Source organism: Erythrobacter sp. BLCC-B19 (assembly GCF_028621955.1).
In the GTDB taxonomy this organism is placed as follows: domain Bacteria; phylum Pseudomonadota; class Alphaproteobacteria; order Sphingomonadales; family Sphingomonadaceae; genus Erythrobacter.
This window is the reverse complement of the sequence record NZ_CP117516.1, coordinates 3,485,119-3,509,704: the sequence shown is the minus strand read 5'-3', so window position 1 is coordinate 3,509,704 and position 24,586 is coordinate 3,485,119. Positions and strand designations below refer to the sequence as shown.

The 24,586-nt window shown below is 67.2% G+C and carries 29 protein-coding genes; 15 read left to right on the top strand and 14 right to left on the bottom strand.

The genetic code is table 11. The annotated features are described in order from the left end of the window. Positions 1-45 precede the first annotated feature (45 nt). Together PS060_RS16515 and PS060_RS16510 are read right to left on the bottom strand one after the other, a co-directional pair. On the bottom strand, positions 46-468 hold the full coding sequence (locus PS060_RS16515) for a hypothetical protein (protein WP_273984597.1): 423 nt from the start codon (positions 466-468) through the stop codon (positions 46-48). Next, the gene (locus PS060_RS16510) at positions 468-671 is read right to left on the bottom strand and encodes a hypothetical protein (RefSeq protein ID WP_273984596.1); all 204 of its coding nucleotides are present in this window, start codon (positions 669-671) and stop codon (positions 468-470) included. The genes PS060_RS16515 and PS060_RS16510 overlap by 1 nt, the downstream gene beginning before the upstream one ends. Before the next feature lie 142 nt (positions 672-813). On the opposite strand from PS060_RS16510, the gene PS060_RS16505 reads away from it, so the two are divergent. From PS060_RS16505 to PS060_RS16495, 3 genes are all read left to right on the top strand, one after another. Further along, positions 814-1,473, top strand: coding sequence for a S24 family peptidase (locus PS060_RS16505; RefSeq protein ID WP_273984595.1), 660 nt, complete (start codon positions 814-816; stop codon positions 1,471-1,473). 9 nt (positions 1,474-1,482) lie between these two features. After that, positions 1,483-1,776: a hypothetical protein gene (locus tag PS060_RS16500; protein ID WP_273984594.1), complete on the top strand. Its 294-nt coding sequence runs from the start codon at positions 1,483-1,485 to the stop codon at positions 1,774-1,776. A gap of 76 nt (positions 1,777-1,852) precedes the next feature. Next, positions 1,853-2,494 carry an MBL fold metallo-hydrolase gene (locus tag PS060_RS16495; RefSeq protein WP_443112425.1) on the top strand — a complete coding sequence of 214 codons (642 nt, stop codon included), beginning with the start codon at positions 1,853-1,855 and terminating at the stop codon, positions 2,492-2,494. Between the two features lie 166 nt (positions 2,495-2,660). Here PS060_RS16495 and PS060_RS16490 read toward each other — a convergent pair whose 3' ends face one another. Beyond that, on the bottom strand, positions 2,661-2,990 hold the full coding sequence (locus PS060_RS16490; RefSeq protein WP_273984592.1) for a metalloregulator ArsR/SmtB family transcription factor: 330 nt from the start codon (positions 2,988-2,990) through the stop codon (positions 2,661-2,663). Positions 2,991-3,096: 106 nt separating this feature from the next. Between PS060_RS16490 and PS060_RS16485 the strand changes: the two genes are divergently transcribed. Next, positions 3,097-4,014: an acyl-CoA desaturase gene (locus PS060_RS16485; RefSeq protein ID WP_273984591.1), complete on the top strand. Its 918-nt coding sequence runs from the start codon at positions 3,097-3,099 to the stop codon at positions 4,012-4,014. On the opposite strand, the gene PS060_RS16480 is transcribed toward PS060_RS16485, so the two are convergent. After that, positions 4,011-4,406 carry an MAPEG family protein gene (locus PS060_RS16480; RefSeq protein WP_273984590.1) on the bottom strand — a complete coding sequence of 132 codons (396 nt, stop codon included), beginning with the start codon at positions 4,404-4,406 and terminating at the stop codon, positions 4,011-4,013. The genes PS060_RS16485 and PS060_RS16480 overlap by 4 nt on opposite strands. Before the next feature lie 236 nt (positions 4,407-4,642). On the opposite strand from PS060_RS16480, the gene rpmF reads away from it, so the two are divergent. The 5 genes from rpmF to PS060_RS16455 all read left to right on the top strand — a co-directional run bounded on the left by rpmF (position 4,643) and on the right by PS060_RS16455 (position 7,812). Further along, positions 4,643-4,819, top strand: coding sequence for a 50S ribosomal protein L32 (rpmF, locus tag PS060_RS16475; protein ID WP_086736123.1), 177 nt, complete (start codon positions 4,643-4,645; stop codon positions 4,817-4,819). Between the two features lie 38 nt (positions 4,820-4,857). Then, a complete protein-coding gene (plsX, locus tag PS060_RS16470) occupies positions 4,858-5,958 on the top strand; it encodes a phosphate acyltransferase PlsX (RefSeq protein ID WP_273984589.1) in 1,101 nt (366 codons plus the stop codon). After that, positions 5,955-6,920, top strand: coding sequence for a beta-ketoacyl-ACP synthase III (locus PS060_RS16465; protein ID WP_273984588.1), 966 nt, complete (start codon positions 5,955-5,957; stop codon positions 6,918-6,920). The genes plsX and PS060_RS16465 overlap by 4 nt, the downstream gene beginning before the upstream one ends. 140 nt (positions 6,921-7,060) lie before the next feature. After that, positions 7,061-7,360, top strand: coding sequence for an integration host factor subunit alpha (locus PS060_RS16460; RefSeq protein WP_017665718.1), 300 nt, complete (start codon positions 7,061-7,063; stop codon positions 7,358-7,360). 20 nt (positions 7,361-7,380) lie between these two features. Then, on the top strand, positions 7,381-7,812 hold the full coding sequence (locus PS060_RS16455; RefSeq protein WP_273984587.1) for a MerR family transcriptional regulator: 432 nt from the start codon (positions 7,381-7,383) through the stop codon (positions 7,810-7,812). 4 nt (positions 7,813-7,816) lie between these two features. Here PS060_RS16455 and PS060_RS16450 read toward each other — a convergent pair whose 3' ends face one another. From PS060_RS16450 to PS060_RS16435, 4 genes are all read right to left on the bottom strand, one after another. Beyond that, a complete protein-coding gene (locus PS060_RS16450; protein WP_273984586.1) occupies positions 7,817-11,239 on the bottom strand; it encodes a chromosome segregation SMC family protein in 3,423 nt (1,140 codons plus the stop codon). Positions 11,240-11,249: 10 nt separating this feature from the next. Then, complete coding sequence (locus tag PS060_RS16445) at positions 11,250-11,996, bottom strand: DsbA family protein (RefSeq protein ID WP_273984585.1); 747 nt, start codon at positions 11,994-11,996, stop codon at positions 11,250-11,252. Between the two features lie 98 nt (positions 11,997-12,094). Beyond that, positions 12,095-12,859: a DsbA family protein gene (locus PS060_RS16440; RefSeq protein ID WP_273984584.1), complete on the bottom strand. Its 765-nt coding sequence runs from the start codon at positions 12,857-12,859 to the stop codon at positions 12,095-12,097. Further along, positions 12,856-13,425: a DUF721 domain-containing protein gene (locus PS060_RS16435; protein WP_443112391.1), complete on the bottom strand. Its 570-nt coding sequence runs from the start codon at positions 13,423-13,425 to the stop codon at positions 12,856-12,858. Before PS060_RS16435 ends, PS060_RS16440 begins: the two co-directional genes overlap by 4 nt. A gap of 14 nt (positions 13,426-13,439) precedes the next feature. Between PS060_RS16435 and PS060_RS16430 the strand changes: the two genes are divergently transcribed. Beyond that, positions 13,440-14,486: an A/G-specific adenine glycosylase gene (locus PS060_RS16430; protein ID WP_273984582.1), complete on the top strand. Its 1,047-nt coding sequence runs from the start codon at positions 13,440-13,442 to the stop codon at positions 14,484-14,486. Here the strand turns inward: PS060_RS16430 and PS060_RS16425 are convergent. Next, positions 14,483-14,704, bottom strand: a complete 222-nt coding sequence (locus PS060_RS16425; protein WP_273984581.1) for a hypothetical protein — start codon at positions 14,702-14,704, stop codon at positions 14,483-14,485. The two genes, PS060_RS16430 and PS060_RS16425, sit on opposite strands and share 4 nt — an antisense overlap. A 111-nt stretch (positions 14,705-14,815) precedes the next feature. Between PS060_RS16425 and PS060_RS16420 the strand changes: the two genes are divergently transcribed. Genes PS060_RS16420 through PS060_RS16410 form a run of 3 tightly spaced genes read left to right on the top strand, consistent with a single transcriptional unit; the run spans position 14,816 to position 17,708 of the window. Further along, positions 14,816-16,135, top strand: coding sequence for a serine hydrolase domain-containing protein (locus PS060_RS16420; protein ID WP_273984580.1), 1,320 nt, complete (start codon positions 14,816-14,818; stop codon positions 16,133-16,135). Then, entirely contained in the window at positions 16,135-17,028 is an 894-nt protein-coding gene (gene nudC / locus PS060_RS16415) for an NAD(+) diphosphatase (RefSeq protein ID WP_273986962.1), read from the top strand. Before PS060_RS16420 ends, nudC begins: the two co-directional genes overlap by 1 nt. Next, complete coding sequence (locus PS060_RS16410; RefSeq protein WP_273984579.1) at positions 17,025-17,708, top strand: DsbA family oxidoreductase; 684 nt, start codon at positions 17,025-17,027, stop codon at positions 17,706-17,708. Before nudC ends, PS060_RS16410 begins: the two co-directional genes overlap by 4 nt. On the opposite strand, the gene PS060_RS16405 is transcribed toward PS060_RS16410, so the two are convergent. From PS060_RS16405 to mgtE, 5 genes are all read right to left on the bottom strand, one after another. Continuing rightward, on the bottom strand, positions 17,705-18,352 hold the full coding sequence (locus PS060_RS16405) for a response regulator (protein WP_273984578.1): 648 nt from the start codon (positions 18,350-18,352) through the stop codon (positions 17,705-17,707). The two genes, PS060_RS16410 and PS060_RS16405, sit on opposite strands and share 4 nt — an antisense overlap. Further along, complete coding sequence (locus PS060_RS16400) at positions 18,349-20,274, bottom strand: sensor histidine kinase (protein WP_273984577.1); 1,926 nt, start codon at positions 20,272-20,274, stop codon at positions 18,349-18,351. Before PS060_RS16400 ends, PS060_RS16405 begins: the two co-directional genes overlap by 4 nt. A 90-nt stretch (positions 20,275-20,364) precedes the next feature. Continuing rightward, on the bottom strand, positions 20,365-20,757 hold the full coding sequence (locus tag PS060_RS16395; protein ID WP_273984576.1) for a DUF1489 family protein: 393 nt from the start codon (positions 20,755-20,757) through the stop codon (positions 20,365-20,367). Positions 20,758-20,787: 30 nt separating this feature from the next. Continuing rightward, positions 20,788-21,546 (bottom strand): glucose 1-dehydrogenase, encoded by a 759-nt coding sequence (locus PS060_RS16390; RefSeq protein ID WP_273984575.1) that lies wholly within the window; start codon positions 21,544-21,546, stop codon positions 20,788-20,790. 28 nt (positions 21,547-21,574) lie between these two features. Next, positions 21,575-23,023: a magnesium transporter gene (mgtE, locus tag PS060_RS16385; RefSeq protein ID WP_273984574.1), complete on the bottom strand. Its 1,449-nt coding sequence runs from the start codon at positions 23,021-23,023 to the stop codon at positions 21,575-21,577. A gap of 102 nt (positions 23,024-23,125) precedes the next feature. Between mgtE and PS060_RS16380 the strand changes: the two genes are divergently transcribed. Both PS060_RS16380 and PS060_RS16375 read left to right on the top strand, forming a co-directional pair. After that, positions 23,126-23,587 (top strand): peptidylprolyl isomerase, encoded by a 462-nt coding sequence (locus PS060_RS16380; RefSeq protein ID WP_273984573.1) that lies wholly within the window; start codon positions 23,126-23,128, stop codon positions 23,585-23,587. Positions 23,588-23,604: 17 nt separating this feature from the next. Then, a complete protein-coding gene (locus tag PS060_RS16375) occupies positions 23,605-24,546 on the top strand; it encodes a hypothetical protein (protein ID WP_273984572.1) in 942 nt (313 codons plus the stop codon). Positions 24,547-24,586: the final 40 nt, after the last annotated feature.

Genomic DNA, 24,586 nt, shown 5'->3' with positions numbered 1-24,586 from the left:
AAGGCAGCGGGGTCCCGGGTCAAGCCCGGGAAGGCGCGGCTATAACTAGCCCTCTTCCAGCAGCAGCAGCACCGCCGTCACCTCCAGCCGCTCCATCGCACCGAAGCGGTGGTCGACCTTGGTGATGGTCGCATCGGCGACCAGCTGGCCGGGGAGGGTGAATTCGTGATCGGGCAGGCGCTCGATGAGTTCCTCGCCCGCCGCGACCGCCTCGGCCCCGCAGAACTCCAGCACCACTTCGTGCCGGGTGCCCGAAAAGGTAATCGAGGCCCAGGCCTTCTCCTCATGGCCCAGCACCGTGCCTGCTCCGGCGGTGATCTCGAGCAGGCCGCTGCGCACCCGGTCGGCCAGCGTGCGGCGCGGGCGCTGGAAGCGGGTGAGGCCCAGCAGCGGTGCGGACTTGACCTCGATCGCGGCGAAATCGCCCAGGATATGCGCGAAGGGATCGCGCAAGGATTCGGTGAGCATCAGACGGTCTCCTTCATCTGCACGGCGGCGTGATCGGCATAGCCCTGCATCCACGCGCGGGTGCGCAGTTCGGTCTCGCGCCGGGGGCTGCGGCCCATGCGTAGGTCGAGCACGAAGCGCGGGTCGTGGGCGGCGAGGCGGCCGAATTTGGTAGGAGCGAGCCGGTGCTCGCGCAGGAAGGTTTCGATGGTCCGAAGCAGCATGGTTTTGCGTCCCTGTTGATTGCCGAGTCGAAGGTGATGCATCGGGCGAATCGCCTGATGTTCCTGAAATGTTCCATGTTTTTTCGCGCTTGTCTAGGAAAAATCCTTCGTGTAGGAAGTATCCATAAAGGAAACCCTACAAATGGCTGACCGAACCCTCTCCGACCCCCGCGCCAGGCTGCTCGAATTGTCGCAAGAGCGAGGGGTAAGCCTCGCGTCCCTGTCCGAATTGCTCGGGCGCAATCCGTCCTATCTTCAGCAATTCATTCGCAAAGGCAGCCCGCGCAAGCTGGAGGAGCAGGATCGCGCCACGCTTGCCCGCTTCCTTGGGGTGGGGGAGGAGGAGCTGCGGGAGGCGCAGGAAAATTCCTACGTAAAGCCACTCCAGCGCGAAACGGGCGAATGGGTCGTGGTGCCCCGGCTCGATCTTGGCGCCTCCGCCGGGCCGGGGCGGGTGGCGGGCGGGGAAGCCGCCTTCGACACCTTCCGCTTCTCGCGCCGCTGGCTGGAGGAGCAGGGCTTGGCGCGCGCCGAGCTCTCGGCGATCCGGGTCGAGGGGGACTCGATGGAGCCACTCCTCAACGACGGCGACGAAATCCTGATCGACCGCGCCCCGCGCGCCTTTCGCGACGGCATCCACGTGGTGCGTGTGGGCGACACGCTGATGGTCAAGCGCGTGGCGAGCGCCGGGCCGGGGCGGGTGGCGCTGCTCTCGCAGAACCTCGCCTATCCGCCGGTGGAGGTGGCGGCCGATGAGGTGGAGATCATCGGGCGGGTTGTGTGGAAGGGGGGGCGGGTCTAGCCCTGCTATATGATTGTCACCGCGATCGAATTGTTGATGGCAGGCAACCGGAGGGGACGCCTTCTCGTGCGCCCTGACGGTCTTTTCCAGTTCGCGACCGAAACGTTCAACGAGCCGGACGAGGAATGCGGCGGCTACTGGATGAACGATTATCCGCCATCAGGCCTATATTCGCGCCGGGATGATGCTGTCGCCGGATTGCAGGCCAAGCTGAAATCAAGGACTGACCTTGTTCCCACAGAGCCGCTCGCCATCGAGTTGGACGTTGGCCCCTGGGAAGAGCCGGTGCTGCGCCAATCCTGAAAAATCTCGGTTGCGTATCTCCGACAAAATGCGCAGTCCCCCGAATATGACCGACACTCCCAAGCCCCTCCCCCCCATGCGCGCCGCGATCATTCCGGTGACGCCGCTCCAGCAGAACTGCTCGCTGATCTGGTGCACCAAGACCATGAAGGGCGCGCTGGTCGACCCCGGCGGGGATCTCGACAAGCTCAAGGAGGGCGTCGCCAAGGCGGGCGTTACGCTCGAAAAGCTGCTCGTCACCCACGGGCATCTCGACCATTGCGGGCAGACCGGGATGCTGGCGGACGAACTGGGCCTGCCCATCGAAGGCCCGCACGAGGATGACCGCTTCTGGATCGACCAATTGGACGATGACGGCCCGCGCTGGGGGATGGTCGCCAAGAGCTTCACGCCGACCCGCTGGCTCAAGCACGGTGACACGGTGACGGTGGGCGAACTCAAATTGGACGTGATCCACTGCCCAGGTCACACGCCCGGCCATGTCGTGTTCTTCCACGAGCCCAGCCGCTTTGCGATCGTGGGCGATGTGCTGTTCCAGGGCTCGATCGGGCGCACCGATTTCCCGCGCGGCAATCATCAGGATCTGATCGATTCGATCACCCAGCGCCTCTGGCCCTTGGGCGAGGACGTGATGTTCATTCCCGGCCACGGCCCCACCAGCACCTTCGGGCGCGAGCGCAAGACCAATGCGTTTGTGAGCGATTATATTTTGAGCTGATTGCCACCTTGATTGCGACCCCGCCTCCGCGGGTGGTGTGCCGCCTACGGCAGCACAGCTGCGCTTCCCTCGGTGCTGTTCCTGCGCTGCGCTACGGGCACCTGCGGGCCGCCGGTCGGCCTTGCGGCCCCGTCCTTTGGCGGGCCGAGGCCAGCGCTAGGGAAAATCAGTCTGTGTTCTCGCCGCCGCCCTTGGCCGCCTCGCTCAGCGCCTTGCTCTCCTTCTTGAGCGGGCGCGAGACCGGGCAGACTTCCTGCACATAGGAATTGAGCGTGTTGGCAAGGTTCTCGCGCACCAGCCGGTAATGCACGAACTGCCCGCGCTTCTCGCTCTCCACGAGCCCTGCATTCTCGAGCACGCTGAGGTGCTGCGAGACGGCGGGCTTCGAAATCTCGAACCGCTCGGCGATTTGCCCGGCGGTCAGCTCGGATTCCGACAGGTAAGCGAGAATCTTGCGGCGCACGGTCGAGGCGAGGGCTTCAAACACTTTCTGCATCGGGCGAGCGTATAAGCGCTTGCTTAAATTCTTTCCAGCGCTATCCATTAATTAAGCGATGCATTAATTATCTACGCATCTGATAGTGAGTCTGGGGAGAGCGGCAATGGTAGCGGCAGAGGCGCGGGACCGGTGCGAGGTCAACTGGATCGTCGAGACGCCCGAGGCCGATCCGGTTGCCGGGCGGGTGCGCTGGGATCCGGGGCACAGCCTGTGGAATGGCGGGATGCTGCTGGGCGCGCTCGGCCTGACGCCGTTCTTCACCACGCCTGCTGCCGTTGCCGTAGGGGTGGGGCTGACCGGCGCCATGCTGCTGCTCGGCCATTCGGTCGGGTTCCACCGCCTGCTGATCCACGGCAGCTTTCGCACCACACCCGCCTTGCGCGCCTTCCTGATCTGGTGCGGCACCGTGGCGGGCATGAGCGGGCCGGTCTGGATCGTGCGCACGCACGATCTGCGCGACTGGGCGCAGCGCCAGCCGCATTGCCACGATTACCTCGCGCACCGCCGAGCGATGCTGATCGATGCATGGTGGCAGCTCCATTGCCGTCTCGACCTTGCCCGCCCGCCGCGCTTCGATACCGCGCGGCTGGAGGCAGATCCGCTGATCGGCTGGCTGGAGCGGACATGGATGCTCCAGCAGCTCCCCGTGGCAGGGATGCTCTATGCCCTGGGGAGCTGGCCCTTTGTGGTCTGGGGCGTTTGCGTGCGGGTCGCACTGACGGTGCACGGGCACTGGCTTGTGGGCCATCTCGCCCACCGCCGCGGGCCGCAGAGCTGGCAGGTGGCAGGGGCCGGCGTGCAGGCGCATGATGTGCCGTGGGCGGGCCTCGTCACGATGGGCGAGGCGTGGCACAACAATCACCACGCCTATCCCGGCAGCGCGCGGATCGGCCTCCATCCGGGGCAGAGCGACTGGGGTTATCGCTTCATCGCGCTGCTGGAGCGGGCGGGGCTGGCCTGGGACGTATGCCTGCCGGCCGATATGCCCGCGCGGGCGGACAAGCTGGTGAAGGTCTCCTAAAGCACGCCTGCCGCGGTCAGAGCGGCAACGACGGCCAGACCCAGCTGCACCAGCATTGTCACCACCGTGCCGATGGTGCGCCCCATGCCCCACTTGCCGCCGTCCATGCCGAATCCATGGGCGATGCGGCCGAGGAAATAGACCCCCGCGACATAGGCCAGCCACCAGCTGCCTGCGCCCGCCAGTTCGATCGCGGCGAGCAGCACCAGCACGAAGCCGGTGTTCTCGACATAGTTCAATTGCGCGCGCATCCGGCGTTGCAGGCTCTCCTTGCCGCCGTCGCCCACGCTGATCTGGAGCGCGGTGCGCAGTGCGCCGATGCGCAAGCCAAGCCAGATGTTGAGAATGGCCGCCGCCGCCGCTGCGGCGAGCGTTACAGGAAGCACGATCATGGTTGCGAGATCCCCTCGTTGATATGGCGCTTTGCTAGGGCCGCCTTGCGCGGGTTGCAACGCGCGATTTTTCCGCTATAGCGCGCGCCTTCCCGCCGCTGCTGGCCAAGGAATGCGCGCAAGTCTCGTGCTTGTGTGCGCACACTCCTTGCCGTAAGGGCGGCCTTCGAGAATCGCAGGCGCCGCCGCATCCAACAGGCGTTGCCACGTCAGTTATTTGAGGAAATGGTGCGACCATGGCTGTCCCCAAGAGAAAAGTATCGCCGTCCCGTCGTGGCATGCGTCGTTCGCACGATGCCCTGAAGGTCGAAGCCTTCCACGAATGCCCCAACTGCGGTGAACTGAAGCGCCCGCACAACATTTGCGGCCATTGCGGCCACTACAACGGGCGTCAGGTCGTCGCCGTCGGCTAAGTGCCGGTGGCTCACATCTTGAACCGGAGTAACGCAGCATGAACCTCCCGCGTATCGCCGTTGACGCGATGGGCGGCGATGAAGGCGTGCGCGTCATGGTCGAGGGCGCGGCGCTCGCCCGCCGTCAGCACGAGAAGTTCAAGTTCCTGCTGGTGGGGGATCAGGCGCGCATCGAAGCGGCGCTCGAAAACCACCCGAACCTGCGCGCGGCCTCCGAAATCCTCCATTGCGACGATGTCGTCGGCGGGGACGAGCTTCCGAGCAAGGCGATTCGCCGCGCCAAGACCACGTCGATGGGCCTTGCCGTCAATGCCGTGAAGACGGGTGACGCAGGTGCCGCCGTCAGCGCGGGCAACACCGGCGCGCTGATGGCGATGAGCAAGCTTGCCCTGCGCACCATGCCGGGGATTGATCGCCCCGCGCTCGCCGCGATCATGCCGACCTTGCAGGCGCATGACGTGGTGATGCTCGATCTCGGCGCCAATACCGAGGCGGATGCGCGCAACCTTGTGCAATACGCGGTGATGGGCGCGGCCTATTCGCGGATCGTCAACGGCTTCGACAAGCCGGTCGTCCGCCTGCTCAACATCGGCACCGAAGAGATCAAGGGCACCGAAGAACTGCGCGATGCCGCCGCGATGCTGACCGCCGCTTCGGCCGAAGGCGGGCTGGCACTGCAGTTCGATGGCTTCGTCGAAAGCGACAAGATCAACCGGGGCGAGACCCATGTGGTCGTCACGGACGGCTTTTCGGGCAATATCGCGCTGAAGGCGATCGAAGGTTCGGCGCGCTTCGTCACCGATCTGCTGCGGCAGGCCTTCACTTCGTCGCTGCGGAGCAAGATCGGCTTCCTGGTCTCGCGCCCGGCGACCGAGCTGTTGAAGCACCATCTCGATCCCAATAACCACAATGGCGCGGTGTTCCTCGGCCTCAACGGTGTGGTGGTGAAGAGCCACGGCAGCGCGACGGCCAAGGGTGTCGCCCACGCGGTCGCGGTGACGGCGCGGCTGCTCGAGAACAAGCTCACGGAACGGATCGCCCATGATCTGTCGCAGCTCGGCGAGGGAGCGCTGTCGCGCACCGGCCGCAGCAAGCCCGCGCCGACCGGCGGCGAGAACGCGGGCGGGGGCGAGGCGTGAGCGGATCGCGGATTCTCGGCACCGGTTCGGCTCTGCCGCGCCGGGTTGTGACCAATGCCGAGCTTGCCACGCGGGTCGATACGTCGGACGAATGGATCACCGCGCGCACCGGAATCCGCCAGCGCTACATCGCCGAGCCTGACGAGACCACGTCCAGCCTCGCGATTGCCGCGGCGCGTGCGGCGCTGGAAGATGCCGGGATCGAGCCGGGCAGCATCGGGCTGATCGTGCTCGCCACGGCAACGCCCGACCAGACCTTCCCCGCCACCGCCACCAAGGTGCAGGCCGCGCTCGGCTGCAATGGCGGGATCGCTTTCGACGTTGCGGCGGTGTGCTCGGGCTTTCTTTACGCGCTGAGTGTCGCCGACTCGATGCTCAAGACAGGCATGGCACGCCGTGCGCTGGTGATCGGCGCGGAAACCTTCAGCCGCATCCTCGACTGGGAAGATCGCACCACCTGCGTGCTGTTCGGCGATGGCGCGGGCGCGGTCGTGCTCGAAGCGCCCGGCGGATCTGCTGATGGTGCAGGCATCCTCGGCACGCGCCTTCATGCCGACGGGGCGCAGCACGATCTGCTCTATGTCGACGGTGGTCCCTCGACCACCCAGACCACTGGCCATGTCCGCATGAGGGGGCCGGAAGTGTTCCGCCATGCGGTCGTCAATCTCTCCGATGTCCTCAAAGAAGTGCTTGAGGAGACGGGGGTTTCTGCCGAAGACATCGATTGGGTCGTGCCGCATCAGGCCAATGCCCGGATCCTCGATGCAACCGCGCGCAAGCTCGGCATTTCGCCCGACAAGGTGGTGGTGACCGTGCAGGATCATGCCAACACCTCGGCGGCCTCGGTGCCGCTCGCGCTCGATTGCGCGCGCAAGGACGGGCGGATCAAGCCCGGCGATCTGGTGATGCTCGAAGCCATGGGCGGCGGCTTCACCTGGGGGGCCAGCCTCGTCCGGATGTAAGCTGCACCGGGCCAAGCGCCCGCTGCCTGCTAACACAATTGCTGAAAACCTCTAAAAGCGTGCAGCATCGCATTGCAAAAGCGCCGGAAAATCGTAATGTGCAGGCCTTCTTTCGGGTCGCGCCGTGAAGGGGAACTCGCATGATGCGTTCGGTTGGCACTCTAACTCGCGCCGATCTGGCGGAAACCATCAACCGCAAGATGGGTTTCAGCCGCGCCGAGTCGCTCGATCTGGTCGAGGCGATCCTCGCCAAGATGAGCGATGCGCTCGCCAAGGGTGAGAACGTCAAGATTTCGGGCTTCGGCAGCTTCGTGCTGCGCGACAAGAATGAACGGATCGGCCGCAATCCCAAGACCGGGATCGAAGTGCCGATCACGCCGCGCCGGGTGATGACCTTCCGCGCAAGCCAGCTGCTCAAGGAACGGATCGCCAAGGGTTGATCTGACACAGGTGAGGTTTGATGACCGGTTTCGATGACGGCAAGGACGAGGGCGCACTGCGCACCATCGGCGAAGTCAGCGAAGCGCTGGGCATCAAACCGCACGTGTTGCGCTATTGGGAAGCGCAATTCCCGCTCTTGAAGCCACTCAAGCGCAGCGGCGGGCGGCGCTATTACCGCCCTGCCGATGTCGCACTGGTCAAGACCATCGACCGCCTGATCAACCGCGAAGGCTATACCCTCAAGGGAGCCGAAGCGGTGCTGCGCTCCTCGGGCAAGTCCGATCTCGACCGCCGCAAGGACGAACGCCGCTCGGGCGACCGCCGCGCCGATGCGGGCGACGCCGAAGGCCCGGGCGTGCGGCTGGTGGTGAGCGAGGGGCCGGATCTGCCCGAAATCATCGCCGGGCTGAAGGCGGTGCGCGCAAGGCTCGCGGCGGCGCTGGAGGCCTGAGGCCTTATTCCGCCGCCAGCAGCGCGGCTTCTCCCAGATCGACGCTGACCAGGCGCGAGACGCCCTTTTCCGCCATTGTCACCCCGAACAAGCGGTGCATCCGGCTCATTGTCACCGCGTTGTGGGTGACGATGAGGTAGCGGGTGGTGGTGGTGGCGACCATCGATTCGAGCAGGTCGCAGAAGCGTTCGACGTTGGCATCGTCGAGCGGCGCGTCGACTTCGTCGAGGACGCAGATCGGGGCGGGGTTGGTGAGGAACAGCGCGAAGATCAGCGCGGTTGCCGTGAGCGCCTGTTCGCCGCCTGACAGCAGCGAGAGCGATTGCAGCCGCTTGCCGGGCGGCTGGGCGTAAATCTCCAGTCCTGCCTCCAGCGGATCGTCCGAATCGACCAGCGCAAGGTGCGCCTGCCCGCCCTCGAACAACCGGGTGAACAGCACCCGGAAATGGCCGTCGACTGCCTCGAACGCCGCGCGCAGCCGCTCGCGGCCCTCGCGGTTGAGGCTGCCGATCGAGCCGCGCAGCCGCGCGATGGCTTCGACCAGCTCGGCCTGTTCCTCGGCGCTGGTGCCATGTTCGGTCTCGATCCGGGCGAGTTCGTCAGCGGCCACAAGGTTGACCGGGCCAATCCGTTCGCGCGCGGCGGTGAGTTTTTCCAGCTCGGCGGATTCCTCGGCGGCGGGCGCAAGGTCGTTCTCGTCGAACCCGAAGCGGGAGCCGAGCAGGGGCGGGGGGCACTGGAAGCGTTCGCCCGAGATGCGGGCCATTTCGGCGCGGCGCAGTTCCTCGTTCTCGGCGCGCGCGGTGAGGCTGGCGCGGGCTTCGCGGGCCTGGGCCAGCACCTCGGTTGCCTGCGAGAGCGCGGTGTCGGCGGAGCGGCTGCGCGCCTCGGCCTCGCGCATTGCCGCATCGGCTTCGGCGAGCTCGGCGGCGAGGCGGGTGCGGGTCGCCTCGCCCGCTTCGATCTCGGCGGTGAGCGCGGCAGGCTTGGCGGCGTGAACCGCGTGTTCCTCGGCGATTTCGGCGAGGCGCCGGGTGGTCTCGGCCATGCGCCGCTCGGCATCGGAGGAGCGCGCCTGCCATCCGGCATGGTCGGCCTGCTGCGCCGCCAGCCGCTCGCGCGCGACGGCGAGCGCCTGATCCTGCGCGGCAAGATCAGCCAGTGCGGCCTGCACGGCGGCGCGGGCGGCGGTGTTCTTCGCCTGCGCGGCTTCCAGAGCGGCGCGTCCGGCGTCCTTGGCGGGCAGGCGAGCGCAGGCTTCGCGGGCGGTTTCGACCTCGGCGCGGGCGGCGGCGATCTGGGCGTCGATGTCGCTGGCGCTGGCGGCGAGTTCGGCGAGGCGCGCGGCGAGGCGTTCCTTGGCGGCTTCGGCCTGATCGAGCTTGCGCAGCGCCTGTCGCTCGGCCTCGATCGCGCCGGCGATGGCGCGCTCCTGCGCGATGAGGGCGGTCTGGAGGCTGGCGAGTTCGTCGCGCACCGCCTTGTCCTCGGCCTCGGCGGCGGCGGCGGCGGCGCGCAGGGGGGGGAGGGCGGCGTCCAGTTCGGCAAAGCGGTTGGCGGCTTCAAGCTGCGCGGCTTCCGCCGCGCCTTCGCCGCGCGCGACAAAGCCGTCCCAGCGGCGCAAGTGCCCGGCGCGGGTGACGAGCCATTCGCCGGGAGCGAGCGCGCGGCCATCATCCGCGTCCACGCAATGCACCAGCGCGAGGCGTGCCGCGAGTTCATCGGGGCATTGCGAGAGGCGCTTGGCAAGGCTGTCCGCCACTGGTGCGGGTGCCGCTGCTCCCGTCCAGAAGCGCCCGTCGGGCGTTCCTGCAGGTGCGCCGAGCGGCGATTTCCCGTCGCGCCCCAGCACTGCGGCGAGCGCGCGTTCATAGCCTGGGGCAACGGTCACGCGGTCGAGCGGGGTTGCCATGCCTAGCCGTCCGGCTTCACGCTTGGCACGCGCCTCGCGGTCACGGGCGAGCGCGGTATGCTCGCGCTCGACCCCGGCGAGTTCGGCGCGGGCGGCGGCGAGCTGGCTTGCCACGTCGTCGCGGCGGGATTGCAGGTCGGCCTTGCGCGCCTGATCTTGAGCCAGCTTTGTGCGCAGGCGGGCCAGATCATCCGCCGCCCCATCGGCAGCCTCGCGGGCGGCGATGACATCGGCCTCGGGATCGCCTGCGGCTTCAAGCTCGGCGCGGGTGCGGGCGATGCGTGCAGCCTCGCTTTCGATCCGGGCGAGGCGGGCCTTGGCCTGATCGAGAGCGGCTTCGGCCACCCGCCACTCCGCCTCGACCCCGGCTTGATCGGCGGTGGCCTTGGCAAGCGCGAGTTCGGCGGCGCGGCTGGCGCGTTCCTTGTCCTCGGCCTTTTCGGCGAGCAGCGGACGCGCGGCTTCGGCAGCGGCGGCGGCTTCGCGGCTGGCGGCAAGCTCTGTCGTGAGCCGCGCCAAAGCTTCGACCGCGGCATTGGTGAGGCGGTCGGCATCGGAGCGGTCTTCTTCGAGCCTTTTGCGCTGGCGCTCCAGATCGCGCAGCCGGGTTTCGGCGGCATCGAGCTTTTCCGCAAGGGCTGCCATGCGGTGCCCGTGGGCGCTGGCATCATCGCGGCGATCGGCGAGTTCGTCGCGCGCATCGGCGAGGGCCTGTGCGGCCTCGGCTTGCTGCTTTTGCGCGATTTCTACCAGCTTTTGCGCCTGTCCAACCTTGGTTTCTGCATCCTCTGCCGCCGCGCGCGCGGCCTTGGCGGCGGCGGCGGCTTCGCGCCAGCGGGCGAACAGCAGGCGCGCTTCGGCGGCCTGGATGCGGTTCGTGAGTTCGGTATAGCGCTCGGCCTGCTTAGCCTGCCGCTTGAGCGAGGCGATCTGCGCGTCAAGCCCGGCCATCAGGTCTTCGAGCCGCGCGAGGTTCGCCTCGGCCCCCCGCAGCTTGCTTTCGGCATCGCGGCGGCGCACGTGCAGCCCCGCTATCCCGGCGGCTTCTTCCAGCATCGCGCGGCGTTCGGCGGGCTTGGCGGCGATCACCTGCGCGATCTTGCCCTGACTGACCAGCGCGGGCGAATGGGCGCCGGTGGCGGCATCGGCGAAGGTGAGGGCGACGTCCTTGGCGCGCACATCGCGGCCATTGACGCGGTAGGCGCTGCCCGCGCCGCGTTCGATCCGGCGGGTGACGACCAGCTCGTCCCCGGCATCATCGCTCGCGTGCAGCACCACTTCGGCGAAATCGCGCGGGGGCCGCGTGGAGGTGCCCGCGAAGATCACGTCCTCCATCCCGCCCGATCGCATCGACTTGGCCGAGGTTTCCCCCATGACCCAGCGGATCGCTTCGAGCAGGTTGGATTTGCCGCAGCCGTTGGGGCCGACGACGCCGGTCAGCCCCGGCTCGATGCGCAGTTCCGCCGGCTCGACGAAGCTCTTGAAACCGCTGAGCTTGAGCCGGTGGATCTGCATCGTTGCGCGGTCAGCGCGCGCCGGCGCGCTTGAGCAGGGGTTCGAGCTGTGCCCAGCTGCCCGCGTTCAGCTTGTTGCCGTTGAGCACGAAGGTCGGCGTGCCGCTGATCCCGTCATTGGCATAGCCGGTGGAATGCTTGTCGAGCTTTTCGAGCGCGGCAAAGTCAGCCATGCAGGTGCGCGCCTGATCTTCGCTGATCCCGCGCGCGGCGAAGAATTCGTAGAAGCCGAGCACTTCGGCAAACTTCACGAAGCGCTGGTTTTCCGGCAGGCTGTTGATGCTGGCGAGCGCGGGCTGGGCGGCCTGCTGGCGCATCTGGATGTCGGCAAGGTTCGCCCACACCTGATCGGCCAGCGGCAGCGCGGCTTCGGGGGTGGAGCAGCCGATCAGGCGGGTCAGCGCAAGGTCGATCGGGCCGTGAATGAGGAAGCTGCGGAATTCGAAGCTGACGCGGCCCGAGTTGACGTAGTTCGCCATCAGCGGCTCCATTGCCTCGCCCGCAAAGGCGGCGCAACCCGGACAGGTGAGCGAGCCATATTCGACCAGCTTGAGCGGGGCATCGGGGTTGCCGATCAGATAGCCGCCCTCATCGGTGACGGTCACCTTCTGCGCCCAGCTTGATCCCGCAGGCGCAGCGACCACCGGCAGCGGCTCGCCATTGGCGACATCGCCGGTGACGGCTTCATCCCCGCACGCGGCCAGCAGCAGCGGAGCAAGAGCCAGCAGGGGAAGCGAGAACAGGCGCGAGACAGTCATTGTCGATGGATCCTCAGGGAGTGAAGGGACAAGGAATAGCCCCTGACGCACCCGTGCAGCAAGCGTGCGGGCAAAGGGACTGTGAACAATCGGCCAGGTCAGCCCGAAGGGGCGGATGCGGCGCTGAAGTGGGCCGAAAGCACCGGATAGAGCCCCTCCCAGGTGAACACCTCAGGCACCAGCTTGCCGTCGAGGGCGAAGCTGGGCGTGCCCGGGACGCCGAAATCGTCGTAGTCGGCCTTGCTGTTGTCCCGCAGTGCGGCGGCGGCGGCATCGTCGGCGACGCAGGCGTCGAGCTCGGCCACGGCCTGCCCGCGCTGCGCGAGCATGGCGATGAGGCCCAGCGCGTTGGCCGCATTGGTGCGCCCGGCCTTGTCACCGCGCAACCAGATCGCCTTCTGGCTTTCGGGCGCGGCGCGGGCCTTGCCGAGCCAGTCCGCCTGCGACAGCATCAGCGCCTGATGCCGCCCCTTGAACCCGGCCGGATCACCGCATTGGGCAAGCAGCGAGACCATCGTGTCGATCTCGTTGCGGATCACGGGACGCACTTCGACATTCATCTTGCCCGGCTTCAGCAGCACGATCTCGAGCGCCGGCTCGCCGCGCGCGGCAAAATCGGAGCAGTGCGGGCAGGTGTAGCTGATGAACTCGATCAGCTGCGTTTCGGCTTCGGGATTGCCGATCAGATGGCCGCGCGGCGTGCGGACGATGGTGGCGGGCCAGTTGCCGGGATTGTCCTGCGCGCCGAATGCGCTCTTGGGGCGCGACAAGTCCTGCGCGCCCGGTTGCTGTTCGGCCAGCACGGGCCCGGTCGCAAGTGCCAGAGCGGCAGCGGCGGCAGAGAGGAGAAGCGGCTTGATCATGGCTGGTCTTGGTCCGGTGGGGTGACAGGTTCGCTGTTGGAAAGGCTGCGCGCGAGCGATTCGAGCACGGTGCGAAGCTCCGGGTCGCCGATATCGCGCAAGCTGTCGCCCAATTCCAGCGGGATCGGTTTCAGCGAGGGCGGCGGCTTGGCCGGACGATTATCCGCCGGCGGCTGAACGACGCCTTGCCGCAGCTTGACCCGCGCGACGGCGCGGTAGCCGAAGAAGCGGTTCACCCGCTCGATGATTTCGGGGATCACCTGGGTGATCAGCGGCGCATGGGCCGGCACCACCACCAGATCGAGGATGCCCTCGGCCTTCTCGCCGGGGGGAAAGCGGATCGCTTCGGGGCTGCACACGCGGGCATGGCTGGGGCCGACGATCTCGGGCCAGCGGGTGACGACCGAGCTTTGCACGAAACCGAAGCGGCGAAAGGCGGTGCGGCCGATTTCGGGCATGAGATCGCCGATCGCCCTGGCACCCTGCCCACGCGGACGGGCATAGGGTTTCGTCGCGGGCTTGGGGGCCGGAGGTTTCTTGTCGCTTCCCATGATCGCCTGCCCCATGCCATAGGCGGCGCGTGACTGCCAGTATCCCGGAACAATTGCTCAGCTGGTATGACCGCAACGCCCGCGATCTGCCGTGGCGTGCGCCTCCGGGCAGCGCGGTGCCGGATGATCCGGCCTGGCCCTACCGGGTGTGGCTATCCGAGGTCATGCTCCAGCAGACCACCGTGGCGGCGGTGAAGCCCTATTTTGCGAAGTTCCTGTCCATATGGCCGACGGTCGAGGCGCTCGCTGCCGCATCCGATGATGATGTCATGGCGGCTTGGGCGGGGCTGGGCTACTATTCGCGTGCCCGCAATCTCGTGAAATGCGCGCGCGTGGTCGCGGCGCGCGGCGGGTTTCCTTCCACCGAGGCCGAACTGCGCGCGCTCCCCGGACTTGGCGATTACACCGCGGCGGCGATTGCCGCGATTGCCTTTGGCGAGCGCGCAGTGGTGGTCGATGCCAATGTCGAGCGGGTGGTGGCGCGGCTGTTTGCCATCGAAGAACCGCTCCCCAAGGCGAGGAAGGCGATCCGCGCGGCAGCGGACACGATCACGCCTGCCGCGCGCGGGGGCGATTTTGCCCAAGCGATGATGGATCTGGGCAGCCATGTCTGCACCAGCAAGGCACCGCGCTGCCTGCTGTGCCCGCTGGCCGAGGTGTGCGCGGGCCGCAAGCAGGGCGAGCCCGAGCGCCTGCCGGTCAAGCCGCCCAAGAAACAGGTGCCCGAACGGCGCGGCACGGCCTTCTGGATCACGCGGGGCGGCGGGGCGGAGGTGTGGCTCGTCACCCGCCCGGCCGACGGGATGCTCGGCGGGATGCGCGCGCTGCCGGATGATGGCTGGACCGCGCGCCAGGATGGTGCGGGCCCGCCGCCGGTCGCGGGCGAGGGGCGGTCACTGGGTGCGGTGCGGCATGGCTTTACCCATGCCAGCCTGACGCTTGAGGTGGTGGCGCTGGATGCCGCAGGCGATCCGCCCGGAGAGGGGCAGTGGTGGCCGACCGCAAGGCTGGGCGAGGCAGGGCTGGCGACGCTGTTCGCCAAAGCCGCCGCGCTCGCGCAGGCGGCTGTGGATTAGAACAGGCCGCCGCCCAGCGTCAGCCGCACGCCCGCAATCAGCAGCACCACGAGGCAGAAATTGCGCCCGCCATCCTTCGAGGACAGCGCGCCCAGAATGATGCCGGTCACGATCAGCGGCAGGGCAAACCAGTTGGCCCAGCCCAGCAGCGGAATTTGCGCCGGGATGACAATGACGAGGCTGATGAGGCCGACGATATAGGCGAGCGCGTTGAGCATGTGTCTTATATGTGCAAGACACCCTGCAAATGCAAGTCTCGGCGATTGACCCCTGCGCAGCCGTGACGCAGACAGGCGCGCAGACCCCGCAGCAACGGAGATTCTGCGCTCATGTCCGTACAGCCCCTCAACATCCCTGCCGTCTCTCGCCGTTCGCTGCTGCGCTCCAGCGCGCTGCTTGCGGGGGGCGCGGCGCTGTCCGGCCTGCCGTTCGGGCGGATGGCCTTCGCCCATGATGTCGCCGAGGACTGGCCTGCGGTCGCAGCGCTTGCGGACCGCTATGTCAGCACGCGCAAGCTTGCCAACCTGTTCCTCACCTTCGGCTGGCGGCAGGAGGATCATGCCCATACCGTCGGCGGCGGCACGCTCTCGCTCGCCAAGCCGACGCCGGTGGACGAAAACTCGCTCTACCGCATCTATTCGATGTCCAAGCCGATCACCGGCATGGCGACGATGATCCTGATTTCGGAAGGCAAGCTGGGCCTTGATCAACCGGTCGCCGACATTCTGCCGGCCTTCCGCGATATGCAGGTGCTGGTTGATCCTGAAGGCCCGCTCGACAATGTCGTGCCGGCCAACCAGCCGATCACGATCCGCCAGCTGCTGACCCACACATCGGGGCTCGGCTATCAGATCATTAGCAAGGGGCCGCTCCAGAAGGCCTATAACGAGCTTGGCCTTGTGGGTGGCCGGGTCAGCCGGATGCCGATTCCGGGGATCGAGCCGGTCACGCCCGCGCCCGGACTTGCCGAATGGGCCGACCGGCTCGCCACCCTGCCGCTGATGTATCAGCCCGCGACCAAGTGGAGCTATTCCTGCTCGATCGACCTGCTCGGCCGGGTGATCGAAGTGGCCAGCGGAATGCCGTTCGAGGCGTTCCTCAAGCAGCGCATCTTCGATCCCTGCGGCATGACCAGCACCTGGATGCAGGTGCCCCAGAGCGAGGCCTACCGTCTGACCGACAATTACGGCATCGTCGGCGGCACCCCGTTCCCGATCGATCCGGGCGTCAATTCGGTGTTCCTCGACCCGCCCGAAGTGCCTGCGGGCGGCGGCGGGTTGGTGTCGAGCCCCAAGGATTACGACCGCTTCCTGCGGATGCTGCTGGGCTATGGCCGGATCGACGGCAAGTTCGTGATGGCCGAGGAGGCCGTGCGGGTCGGCACCTCCGACCTGATCCCGCCGACGGTTGACCTCAAGGGCAGCTGGCTGGAGGGCGAAGGCCATGGGGCAGGCGGGCGGTCCAAGGGTAGCAGCTTCGGCTGGGGCGGGGCGGCGGGCACGCTGGCGGCGGTCGATTTCAGCCTCGGCCTCAGATCATGCCTGTGGACGCAGTATATGCCGTCCGAAGCCTATCCGATCCGCGATGAATTCATGGCGGCAATGGAGGCGGACCTCGGCGCGATGCGCACCAAGAAGCGGGCGGCGTGATGCACGAAAGGGTGCCGCAAGCAGGGATGGCCTTCGCAGGCTCTCCGCTCGACCGGGCGGATCATATCCGGGTGGATGATGATGCCCTCGCGGGTCTGATGAACTGGCGCGCCAGAGTGCTGCTGATGGATGGCCTTCTGCCCGGCGTGGACGAGATGGGCGGGCTTGTCTGGGGCAGCCTCGCCGATGTGCCCGAGGATGCGGAACTGGTGTTCCTCGGGATGCTGGACGGCAAGGCGCATTTCGCTCCGGTGCCGGGCGAGGGGGCGGAAGGGCCTGCCTATGCCATGCCGCGCGCGTGGCAGCTGATGACGCAGCTCTCCCCGCCCGATCTCGCGATCTATGGCGGGGCGAGGAGCCTTGCCGATTGGCACGCGCGCCACCGCTTCTGCGCGCGCTGCGGTTCGGCCACTAAGCTGGTGAAGGGCGGCTGGCAGCGGCACTGCGACAATTGCGGCGCGGATCATTTCCCGCGCACCGATCCCGTCACGATCATGCTGGTTGAGCATGAAGACCGCCTTCTGCTTGGCCGCCAGCCGCGCTTTCCGCCCAGGATGTATTCCGCGCTCGCCGGCTTCGTCGAACCGGGCGAGACCATCGAAGAGGCGGTCGCGCGCGAGATCCACGAGGAAGCGGGCGTGCGCGTGCGCGATGTGCGCTATATCGCCAGCCAGCCCTGGCCCTTCCCGAGCCAGTTGATGATCGGCTGCACATCCGTAGCCGACGACCCGACGCTCAACATCGACACCACCGAACTCGAAGACGCGCGCTGGTTCACCCGCGCCGAACTGGAGGCGGCGCGCGCGGCAGGGGAGGCGGGAACCGACCTGCTCTATTTCCCGCGTCCCTTCGCGATTGCGCATCATCTGGTGTGCTGGTGGCTCGATCGATGACCCGGCACCTCACCATCGACATCTGGTCGGACGTCATGTGCCCCTGGTGCCTGATCGGCTATGGCCAGCTGACCAAGGCGCTGCGCGAGCTGGATGGCGAGATCGCGGCGGAGATCCGCTGGCGGCCGTTCGAACTCAACCCCGATATGCCGGCCGGGGGCGAGGAGCAGGAAGCCCATCTGCAACGCAAGTATCGCCGCCCCGCCGAAGAGGGCGCGCGTATCCGGGGGCAGATGAAGACAATCGCCGAAGGGGCAGGCGTTTCGCTCTCGTGGGAGGGCGAGGGTGAGGCTCCGCCCGCGATGATGTGGAACACCCGCGATTGCCACAAGCTGCTGGCACTGGCCTTGGAAGAGGCCGGGCCGCACGTGCAGACCGCGCTGAAGCTGGCGCTGTTCCGCGCCCATTTCAACGAGCGCCGCAATCTCGGCGACAGGACGGTTCTGCTCGACATCGCTGCCGCCGTCGGCCTGCACCGCGAAGCCGCCAAGGCCGCGCTGGACGATCCCGCGCTTGAAGCCCGCGTGATCGCCGAAGAGGCTCAGGCGTGGGACATGAACATCTCGGGCGTGCCGGCGATGGTGGTGAACGGCAAGTTCCTGATCCCCGGCGCGCAAGGGCCGGAAACCTACGTCAACGTGCTGCGCCGGGTGGCCGAGAAGACCGCGGCGGCTGGCTAGATCTCGGTCAGCCCCAGCCGCGCCGCGCGCCGTGCTGCCTCGGCGCGGTTGGAGATGCCGAGCTTGGCGTAGATCGCCTTGATATAGCCTGCGACCGTGTGCTGGGTCAGCCCCAGCTTGTCGGCGACCTCCGAATTGCGCAATCCGCGCGCCACCAGCGACAGCACCTCGGCCTCGCGCGGGGTCAGCAGGCCTGCGTCTTCATCCGGCACAAAGGCGGTGGTGGCGAAATGCTGCATCATCAGCCGCGCCACTGACGGCGAGAGCGCAGGGTAACCGCTGCGCAGCTGGGTCAGTTGAGTGACGAACAGATCGGCGGGGCTGTCCTTCAGCAGATAGCCATGCGCGCCGGCGGAAATCGCGGCGATGATCGAGGCATCGTCGCCCATCACGGTTGCGACCACCACCAGCGCTTCCGGGTCGTGCCGCCGCAGCATCCGCACCACCTCGAGGCCCGATCCGTCGGGCAGGGCAAGATCGATCAGCGCCAGATCATGCCCCCCGCCGCGCGCGGCTGCCAGCCCCTCGCGCACCGCGCTCGCCTCGGTGATGGTGCAGCCCGGAAAGGCCTCGCGCACGATCCCGGCGAGCCAGCGCCGCGTCTCGGCAAGGTCTTCGAGGATGAGGACGCGCCCGATGCTCATGTGCCCACCATCCGCGGCCGCCCGCGCACGGGTGCGGCGCTGGCGCGGCCGAGCGGCAGGCGCGCGGTGATCGCGGTGCCGGCCCCGTGCGAGGCAATGGCGAATTCCCCGCCCATGCTGACAAACCGCGTGCGCATATTGGCGATGCCATGCCCGCTGCCGCCGCCGCTGGCACAGGCCGTGTCGGCAAAGCCGCAGCCATCGTCGCTGATCGCGAGCGCGATGGCGGCGCCATCGACGCTGACCGCTATCCGCATCCACCCCGCGCCCGAATGCTTGATCACATTGCTGGTCGCCTCACGGATCGCCGAGCGCAGCGAATGCACCTCGGGCTTGGAGAGGCTGAGACCTTCGGGAACCTCGCCTTCCCAATCAAGCACAATCCCGTGCGCCTCCAGCCGCTCGCCCGCTTCGGCACGCAGGTCTGCGAGCAGCGCTTCGAGCGGCAATTCGGCCCCTTGCGAATTGTTGATGATCTCGCGCAGGTCAGCGAGCGTGTTGCGGATCATCGCGTCCTTGCGGCCCGCCTCGTCCGAATGGAGCGCCTGCATCAGCTGCGCGCCGATATTGTCGTGGATGTCGCGCGCGATCCTGAGGCGTTCCTGATTGACCCCCTGATCATAGGCCGAGCGGCTGCTCTCGACCAGTTCGGCAAGGCTGACGAGCTGCTGCGCAAGCGCCTCGTCGCGGCGGGTGAACAGCGCCTGGCCCTTCTGCTTGAAGCGCAGCGCCAGCGCGGGCGCGCCGAGCGCGGGGGGCAGGTCGAGCTGCTTGCCATCCTCTCCCAGCCGCACGGCGGCAAGCTGTGCCTCGCCCTCGGCCAAGTCGAGCGGGGAGAAGATGTCCGCCACCAGCGCGCGCCATGCGGCGGCGCGGGCTTCGGGCGTGGGCATCAACACCGCCTGCGCCACGCCGGCAAAGATCGCGGCCTCGTCGACCTGACGGCGGCGCATGACCCGGCTCCACACCCAGTCGCGCAAGGGCAGCCAGCTGACCGCCACCAGCCCCAATGTCGCGGCAAAGGCGGTCGCGGGCGAGACGGCGAGCACGCTGATCAGCGCGAGGTCGAACAGCATCAGCCCCGCGCCCGCCAGCGCATAGAACAGCAGGCCGTAAGCCCAGGTGCCAAGGTCGAACAGGCGATAGCGCATCAGCCCGATGGCGATGCCGATGTAGAACAGCAGGAACGAGGCAAAGGCGAGGTTCTCGTCCATCAGCGCGTCGAAGCCGAAGGTCAGCGGGGTTGCGACCAGCCCGATGAACGGCCCCGCACCGATCAGCACCGACAGCCCCAGCCACACGGCGATGGCCCGCTTGCCCGGATCGCGCCACGGGCGCACCGCCTGGGCGAGGGCCAGCGCGAGGATCGCGACCATTTCGAAGAAGGTGATCGCCTGCACCGCGCCCAGCCCTTCGGGCGGGCCGACGAGGATCGCGAGCGTCCAGCCGCCGAACCCGAGCAGCGCGGCTGCCTGAAGGAGCCGGGCACCGGGAAGCGGCGCAGGGTAGGTCGCAAACAGCGCGATGATCGCGATGCCGAAGCCCGATGCGCCCGCGGCGTTGATCCGGGCAGCCGCGACAAGCGCAGCCTCGCCCAAGGGCAGGGCAAGCGCGGAGAAACTGCCAGCGAAGGTGAAGGCCAGCGTCATCGCGCCCGACAGCGCGAACAGCCGGATCGCGCAGTCTTGCGGGCGCAGCGCGAAGACCCAGGCTGAGACCAGCCACGCCCCAAGCCCCACTGCCCACGATACCCAGAAGCCCGCAGGCAGATCAGCCAGCGGGCGCAGATTGGCGAGCGTCCAATAGGGCGGCTGTGCCGGTTGCAGCATCGCCGCCAGCAGTCCGCCTGCCAGCACGACGCCCGCCAGCACCAGCACCACAAGGCGCGCGGCAGGCGTGGTCAGGCGGCCATTTTCGATCATGGCCTATGTGTTGCGCGATGGTGCCCCATGGCAACCGGAATTAGCATCCCGCAGCGCGGCGCGCGCCCCCCGGAACAGGGGATGGGCGCGTCAGACCAGGCCCAGCCGCTCAAGCTTCATGGCAAGCTTGCCCGGCAGCGCGTCGCCGATATCCTCGCCCTCGGCCACATCGCGTGGGGCTTTGTCCTCGGTGAGATAACGCCAGCCCTGATGCGCGCGCTTGGGCTGGGTGTGGACGCGGATCAACTTGGGCTCCAGCACAATGTCCCAGCGCCCGTCCTCGGTCTTCTCGAAGCCGAGAATGGGCGAGCGCGCCACAATCGCGTGGTTGATGATCCAGTAGAGCGATCCGCCGACGCATTCCTCGTGCCGGGTCGGGCGGTTGCGGGTGGTCAGCGCAATCGCCCCGCGCCCCCGATACCAGCTTTCGAGATGCGCATAGGACTTCGCCCCGAAGGCGATCTTGGTGAGGTGGAGAGGCATGGCACCAATGTGGGGCAATGCGCCCCGCGATCAAGCGATGGAGAGGCCGCCGTCCACAATGAAGGGCGCGCCGGTGGCAAACTTGCTCTCGTCGCTGGCGAGATAGACCACCAGATGCGCAATATCCTCGACCTCGCCCATGCGCCCGATGGGCTGGGCGATGCTGAAGGCCGCGCGGGTGGCGTCGGGATCGGGGGTGCCCGCGATGACGCTTTCGACATTGGGCGTGAGGATCGTGCCCGGCTGCACGGAATTGACCCGCACGCCGTTCTTCTCGCGCGCACAATAGAGCGCGATGGACTTGGTCAGCGTCACCACCGCGGCCTTGGCCGAGTTGTAGGCGGCAAGGTCGGGCGAAGGCTTGTTGCCCGCCGCAGACGAGAAGTTGACGATCGAACCCCCGCCGCCTTTCGCCATCAAGGGGATCGCCGCCTTGCAGCCCATGAAGATCGAATCGACATCGACGGTGTAGCAGCGGCGGAAGTCCTCCGGGCTGATGTCGGCGATGGAGCCGAAGACGGTGATCGCGGCGTTGTTCACCAGCACATCGAGCCGCCCGTGACTGGCCTCGACCTCGGCGATCACCGCCTGCCAGCGCGCCCAGTCGGTCACGTCCTGATGGATGTAGCCGCAGCCCAGTTCGGCTGCCGTGGCGCGGCCTGCGGCCTCGTCGATATCGGTGATGATGACGGTGGCTCCTTCGGCCAGCAGCGCCTTCGCCGCCGCCTTGCCCAGACCCATCGCGCCGCCCGTCAGCAGCACCACCTTGCCGCTCACCCGTCCTGCCATCACTCTCTCCCTTGTGTTTGGGAGGAGGCTAGAAGGTGGCCAGACCCAGCGCCACTGCCAAACCTAAGAAGGCAAAGAAGCCCATCGAATCGGTAATCATCGTGACGAACACCGAGGAGGCGACCGCCGGGTCCTGATCGAGCCGCTCGAAGATCACTGGCACCAGCACGCCGGCGAGGCCTGCAATCGCGATGTTGATGATCATGGCGAGCGCGATCACCACGCCCATCATCGGGGTGAACAGCAGGCCCGCCGCCAGCCCGATCAGCGCTGCAATGGTGCCGCCGTTGAGCAGCGCCACCCGAAACTCGCGCCACAGGATGCGCCGCGTGTTGGAACGGGTCAGCTGGTTGGTCGCGATCGCGCGCACCGCCACGGCCATGGTCTGCGTCCCCGCATTGCCGCCGATGCTTGCAACAATCGGCATGAGCACCGCGAGCGCCACCAGCTGCTCGATCGCCGCGCCGAAGAAGGCGATGATCGAGGAGGCGACCACCGCCGTCCCGAGATTGGCGATCAGCCAGCGCACGCGCGCGGTATAGGCCTCGCGGATCGGCTCGTTAATGTCGCCATCGCCTGCCCCTGACAGCAGCAGCGCGTCTTCGCCCGCCTCTTCGGAGATGATGTGGACGATGTCGTCGACCGTCATCTGCCCGACCAGCCGCCCGCTTTCATCCACCACCGCGGCCGAGATCAGCGCGTATTTCTGGAACATCAGTGCGGCTTCTTCCTGATCCATCGTGACGGGAATCAGGGTCTGGTCGCGCTTCATCACGTCGGTCAGCTTGACGCTGCGCGGCGTGGTGAGAATCCACGAAAGCGCGCAGGTGCCGACCGGATGGTGCCGCTCGTCGATCACGAAGACTTCGAAGAAGTCATGCTCGAGATCGCCGTCTTCGCGCAGGTAATCGATGAGGTCGCCGACGGTGAGATGTTCGGGCACCGCCACGAAGTGCCGGCTCATCAGTCGTCCGGCGGTCTCCTCGGGGTAGGCGAGCGCGGAGGAGACCGCCTCGCGCGTTTCCGGCTCGAGCTCGGCGATGACCGCGCGCTGATCGGCCTCGTCCAGATCCTCGATCAACTGCACCGCATCGTCGGTGTCGAGCTGTTCGGCGATGGTGGCGACCGCCTGCGCGGGCAGGGCTTCCATCAGGTCTTCGCGCACGTAATCGTTGAGTTCCGCGATCACGTCGCTGGTCATCAGATCGGTGATCGTGCGGGCAAGCACTGCGCGCTCGGAACGTTCGAGCAGTTCGATCAGGTCGGCGATGTCGGCCGCGTGGAGCGGCTCGACCAGATCATAGACCGCGCCCTTGTCGCCTGCTTCAAGCGCATCGTGCACGGCGCTGACGAAGCTGGGCTTGAGGCGGTTTTCCTCGTCATGGCGTTCATCGTCCACCCGGTCGTCCGGGCGCACTTCAACCTCACCGCTATCGGCGATCAGCAGATCGTCATCAGGGGTCAGATCGTCGGCCATGCAGGCGGTTTAGGCGGGGAGGGCGCAAAAGCAAGGGCAGAGGGTGACAGGGGCGGATTGGCTGCTAAAAGCGCGGGCAAATTCACGCAGGAGAACCCGAAAATGGCCGAAACCCTCACCTTCACCCTCGACACCGGCGATGGCGAACCCAAGGACGTCGTGATCAAGCTGCGCCCCGACCTTGCCCCCGGCCACGTCGCGCGCATCACCGAACTGGCGAGCGAAGGCTTCTATGACGGGGTGATCTTCCACCGCGTGATCGATCGCTTCATGGCGCAGGGCGGCGATCCGACCGGCACCGGCATGGGCGGCAGCGACAAGCCCGACCTCAAGGCCGAATTCAACGCCGAACCCCACGTCGAAGGCACCTGCTCGATGGCCCGCGCCGGCCACCCGGACAGCGCCAATTCGCAGTTCTTCATCTGCATCGACGACGCGCGCTTCCTCGACAAGCAGTACACCGTGTGGGGCAAGGTCGAGAGCGGGATGGAACACGTCCACGCGCTCCCCAAGGGCGAACCGCCGCGCAATCCGGGCAAGATCATCAAGGCGACAGTCGCCTGAGCCGAGCGGCACGGGCCATGACCATGCGCGTGGCAGCAGCGATGCTGGGAGCATTGCTGCTGTCGGGCTGCGTCACCTATCCCGATATCTCGCAGTCGCGCTCGCCCTGCCGGTTCGAGCCGGGGGGATGGTGCGGCTTCGTGCGCGAGGCGGCGCTGGAGGCGTGGCCCTATGCGGTCGCGGCGACCAATGCCTACGTTGGCGACAGCGACACCTTTGCCGATGATGGCCCGCTGCTCGAACCCATCGCCCGGCTGGATATTGCCCCGGAAGACGCCAAGAAGGGTTTCGATTACCAGCTGTTTGCGCAATTCGAACCCGGCAGCGCGAACACCGAGGGCCGCAAGCCGATCGCCCGGATTCTCGCCTTTCGCGGCACCGATTTCGACGGGCTGACCGACATCTTCTACGGCACCTTGCGCAGCGACCAGATCGAAATCGCCATGCGCTATTTCGATGCCGAGCGGGCGCGGCTCGGCAATGATGTGCCGTGGATCGTCACCGGCCATTCGCTGGGCGGGGCGCTGGCGACCGAGATTTCGGTGAAGTACCCCGAAGTGCGCGCCTATATGTTCAACACCTCGCCCTTCTATGAAGGCGATGCGATGACCAATGATGTGCAGCGCATGGTGTTCAACGAAAGGGGCGAGGTGCTGCGACGGTTCGCGCGCTTCGACGCCGATCCGGCCGCCGACGTCTACACCGTCAATTGCGGCCCGCAGAAGAACACCCTCGCCAAGCACAAGGTGCGCCCGCTGGCGGACTGCATCGCGTGGATCGCGGCCTATGGCAGCACGGATGCGCTCGCGGTGGTCAAGGCCAACAAGGTGCCCAAGCCGATGGTGGAATGCGGGCCTGAGGACAAGCCGCACCCCGGCGTCCAGACCCGCCAGAAGGTCCCCTGTGTCCATGTCGCGCGCGAAGAGAAAAAGTCCGAGAAGCCCAGGAAGGGCAATTAGCGGCGCAACCGCGCGCTTGCCTTGGCAGGGCGGACGCTTG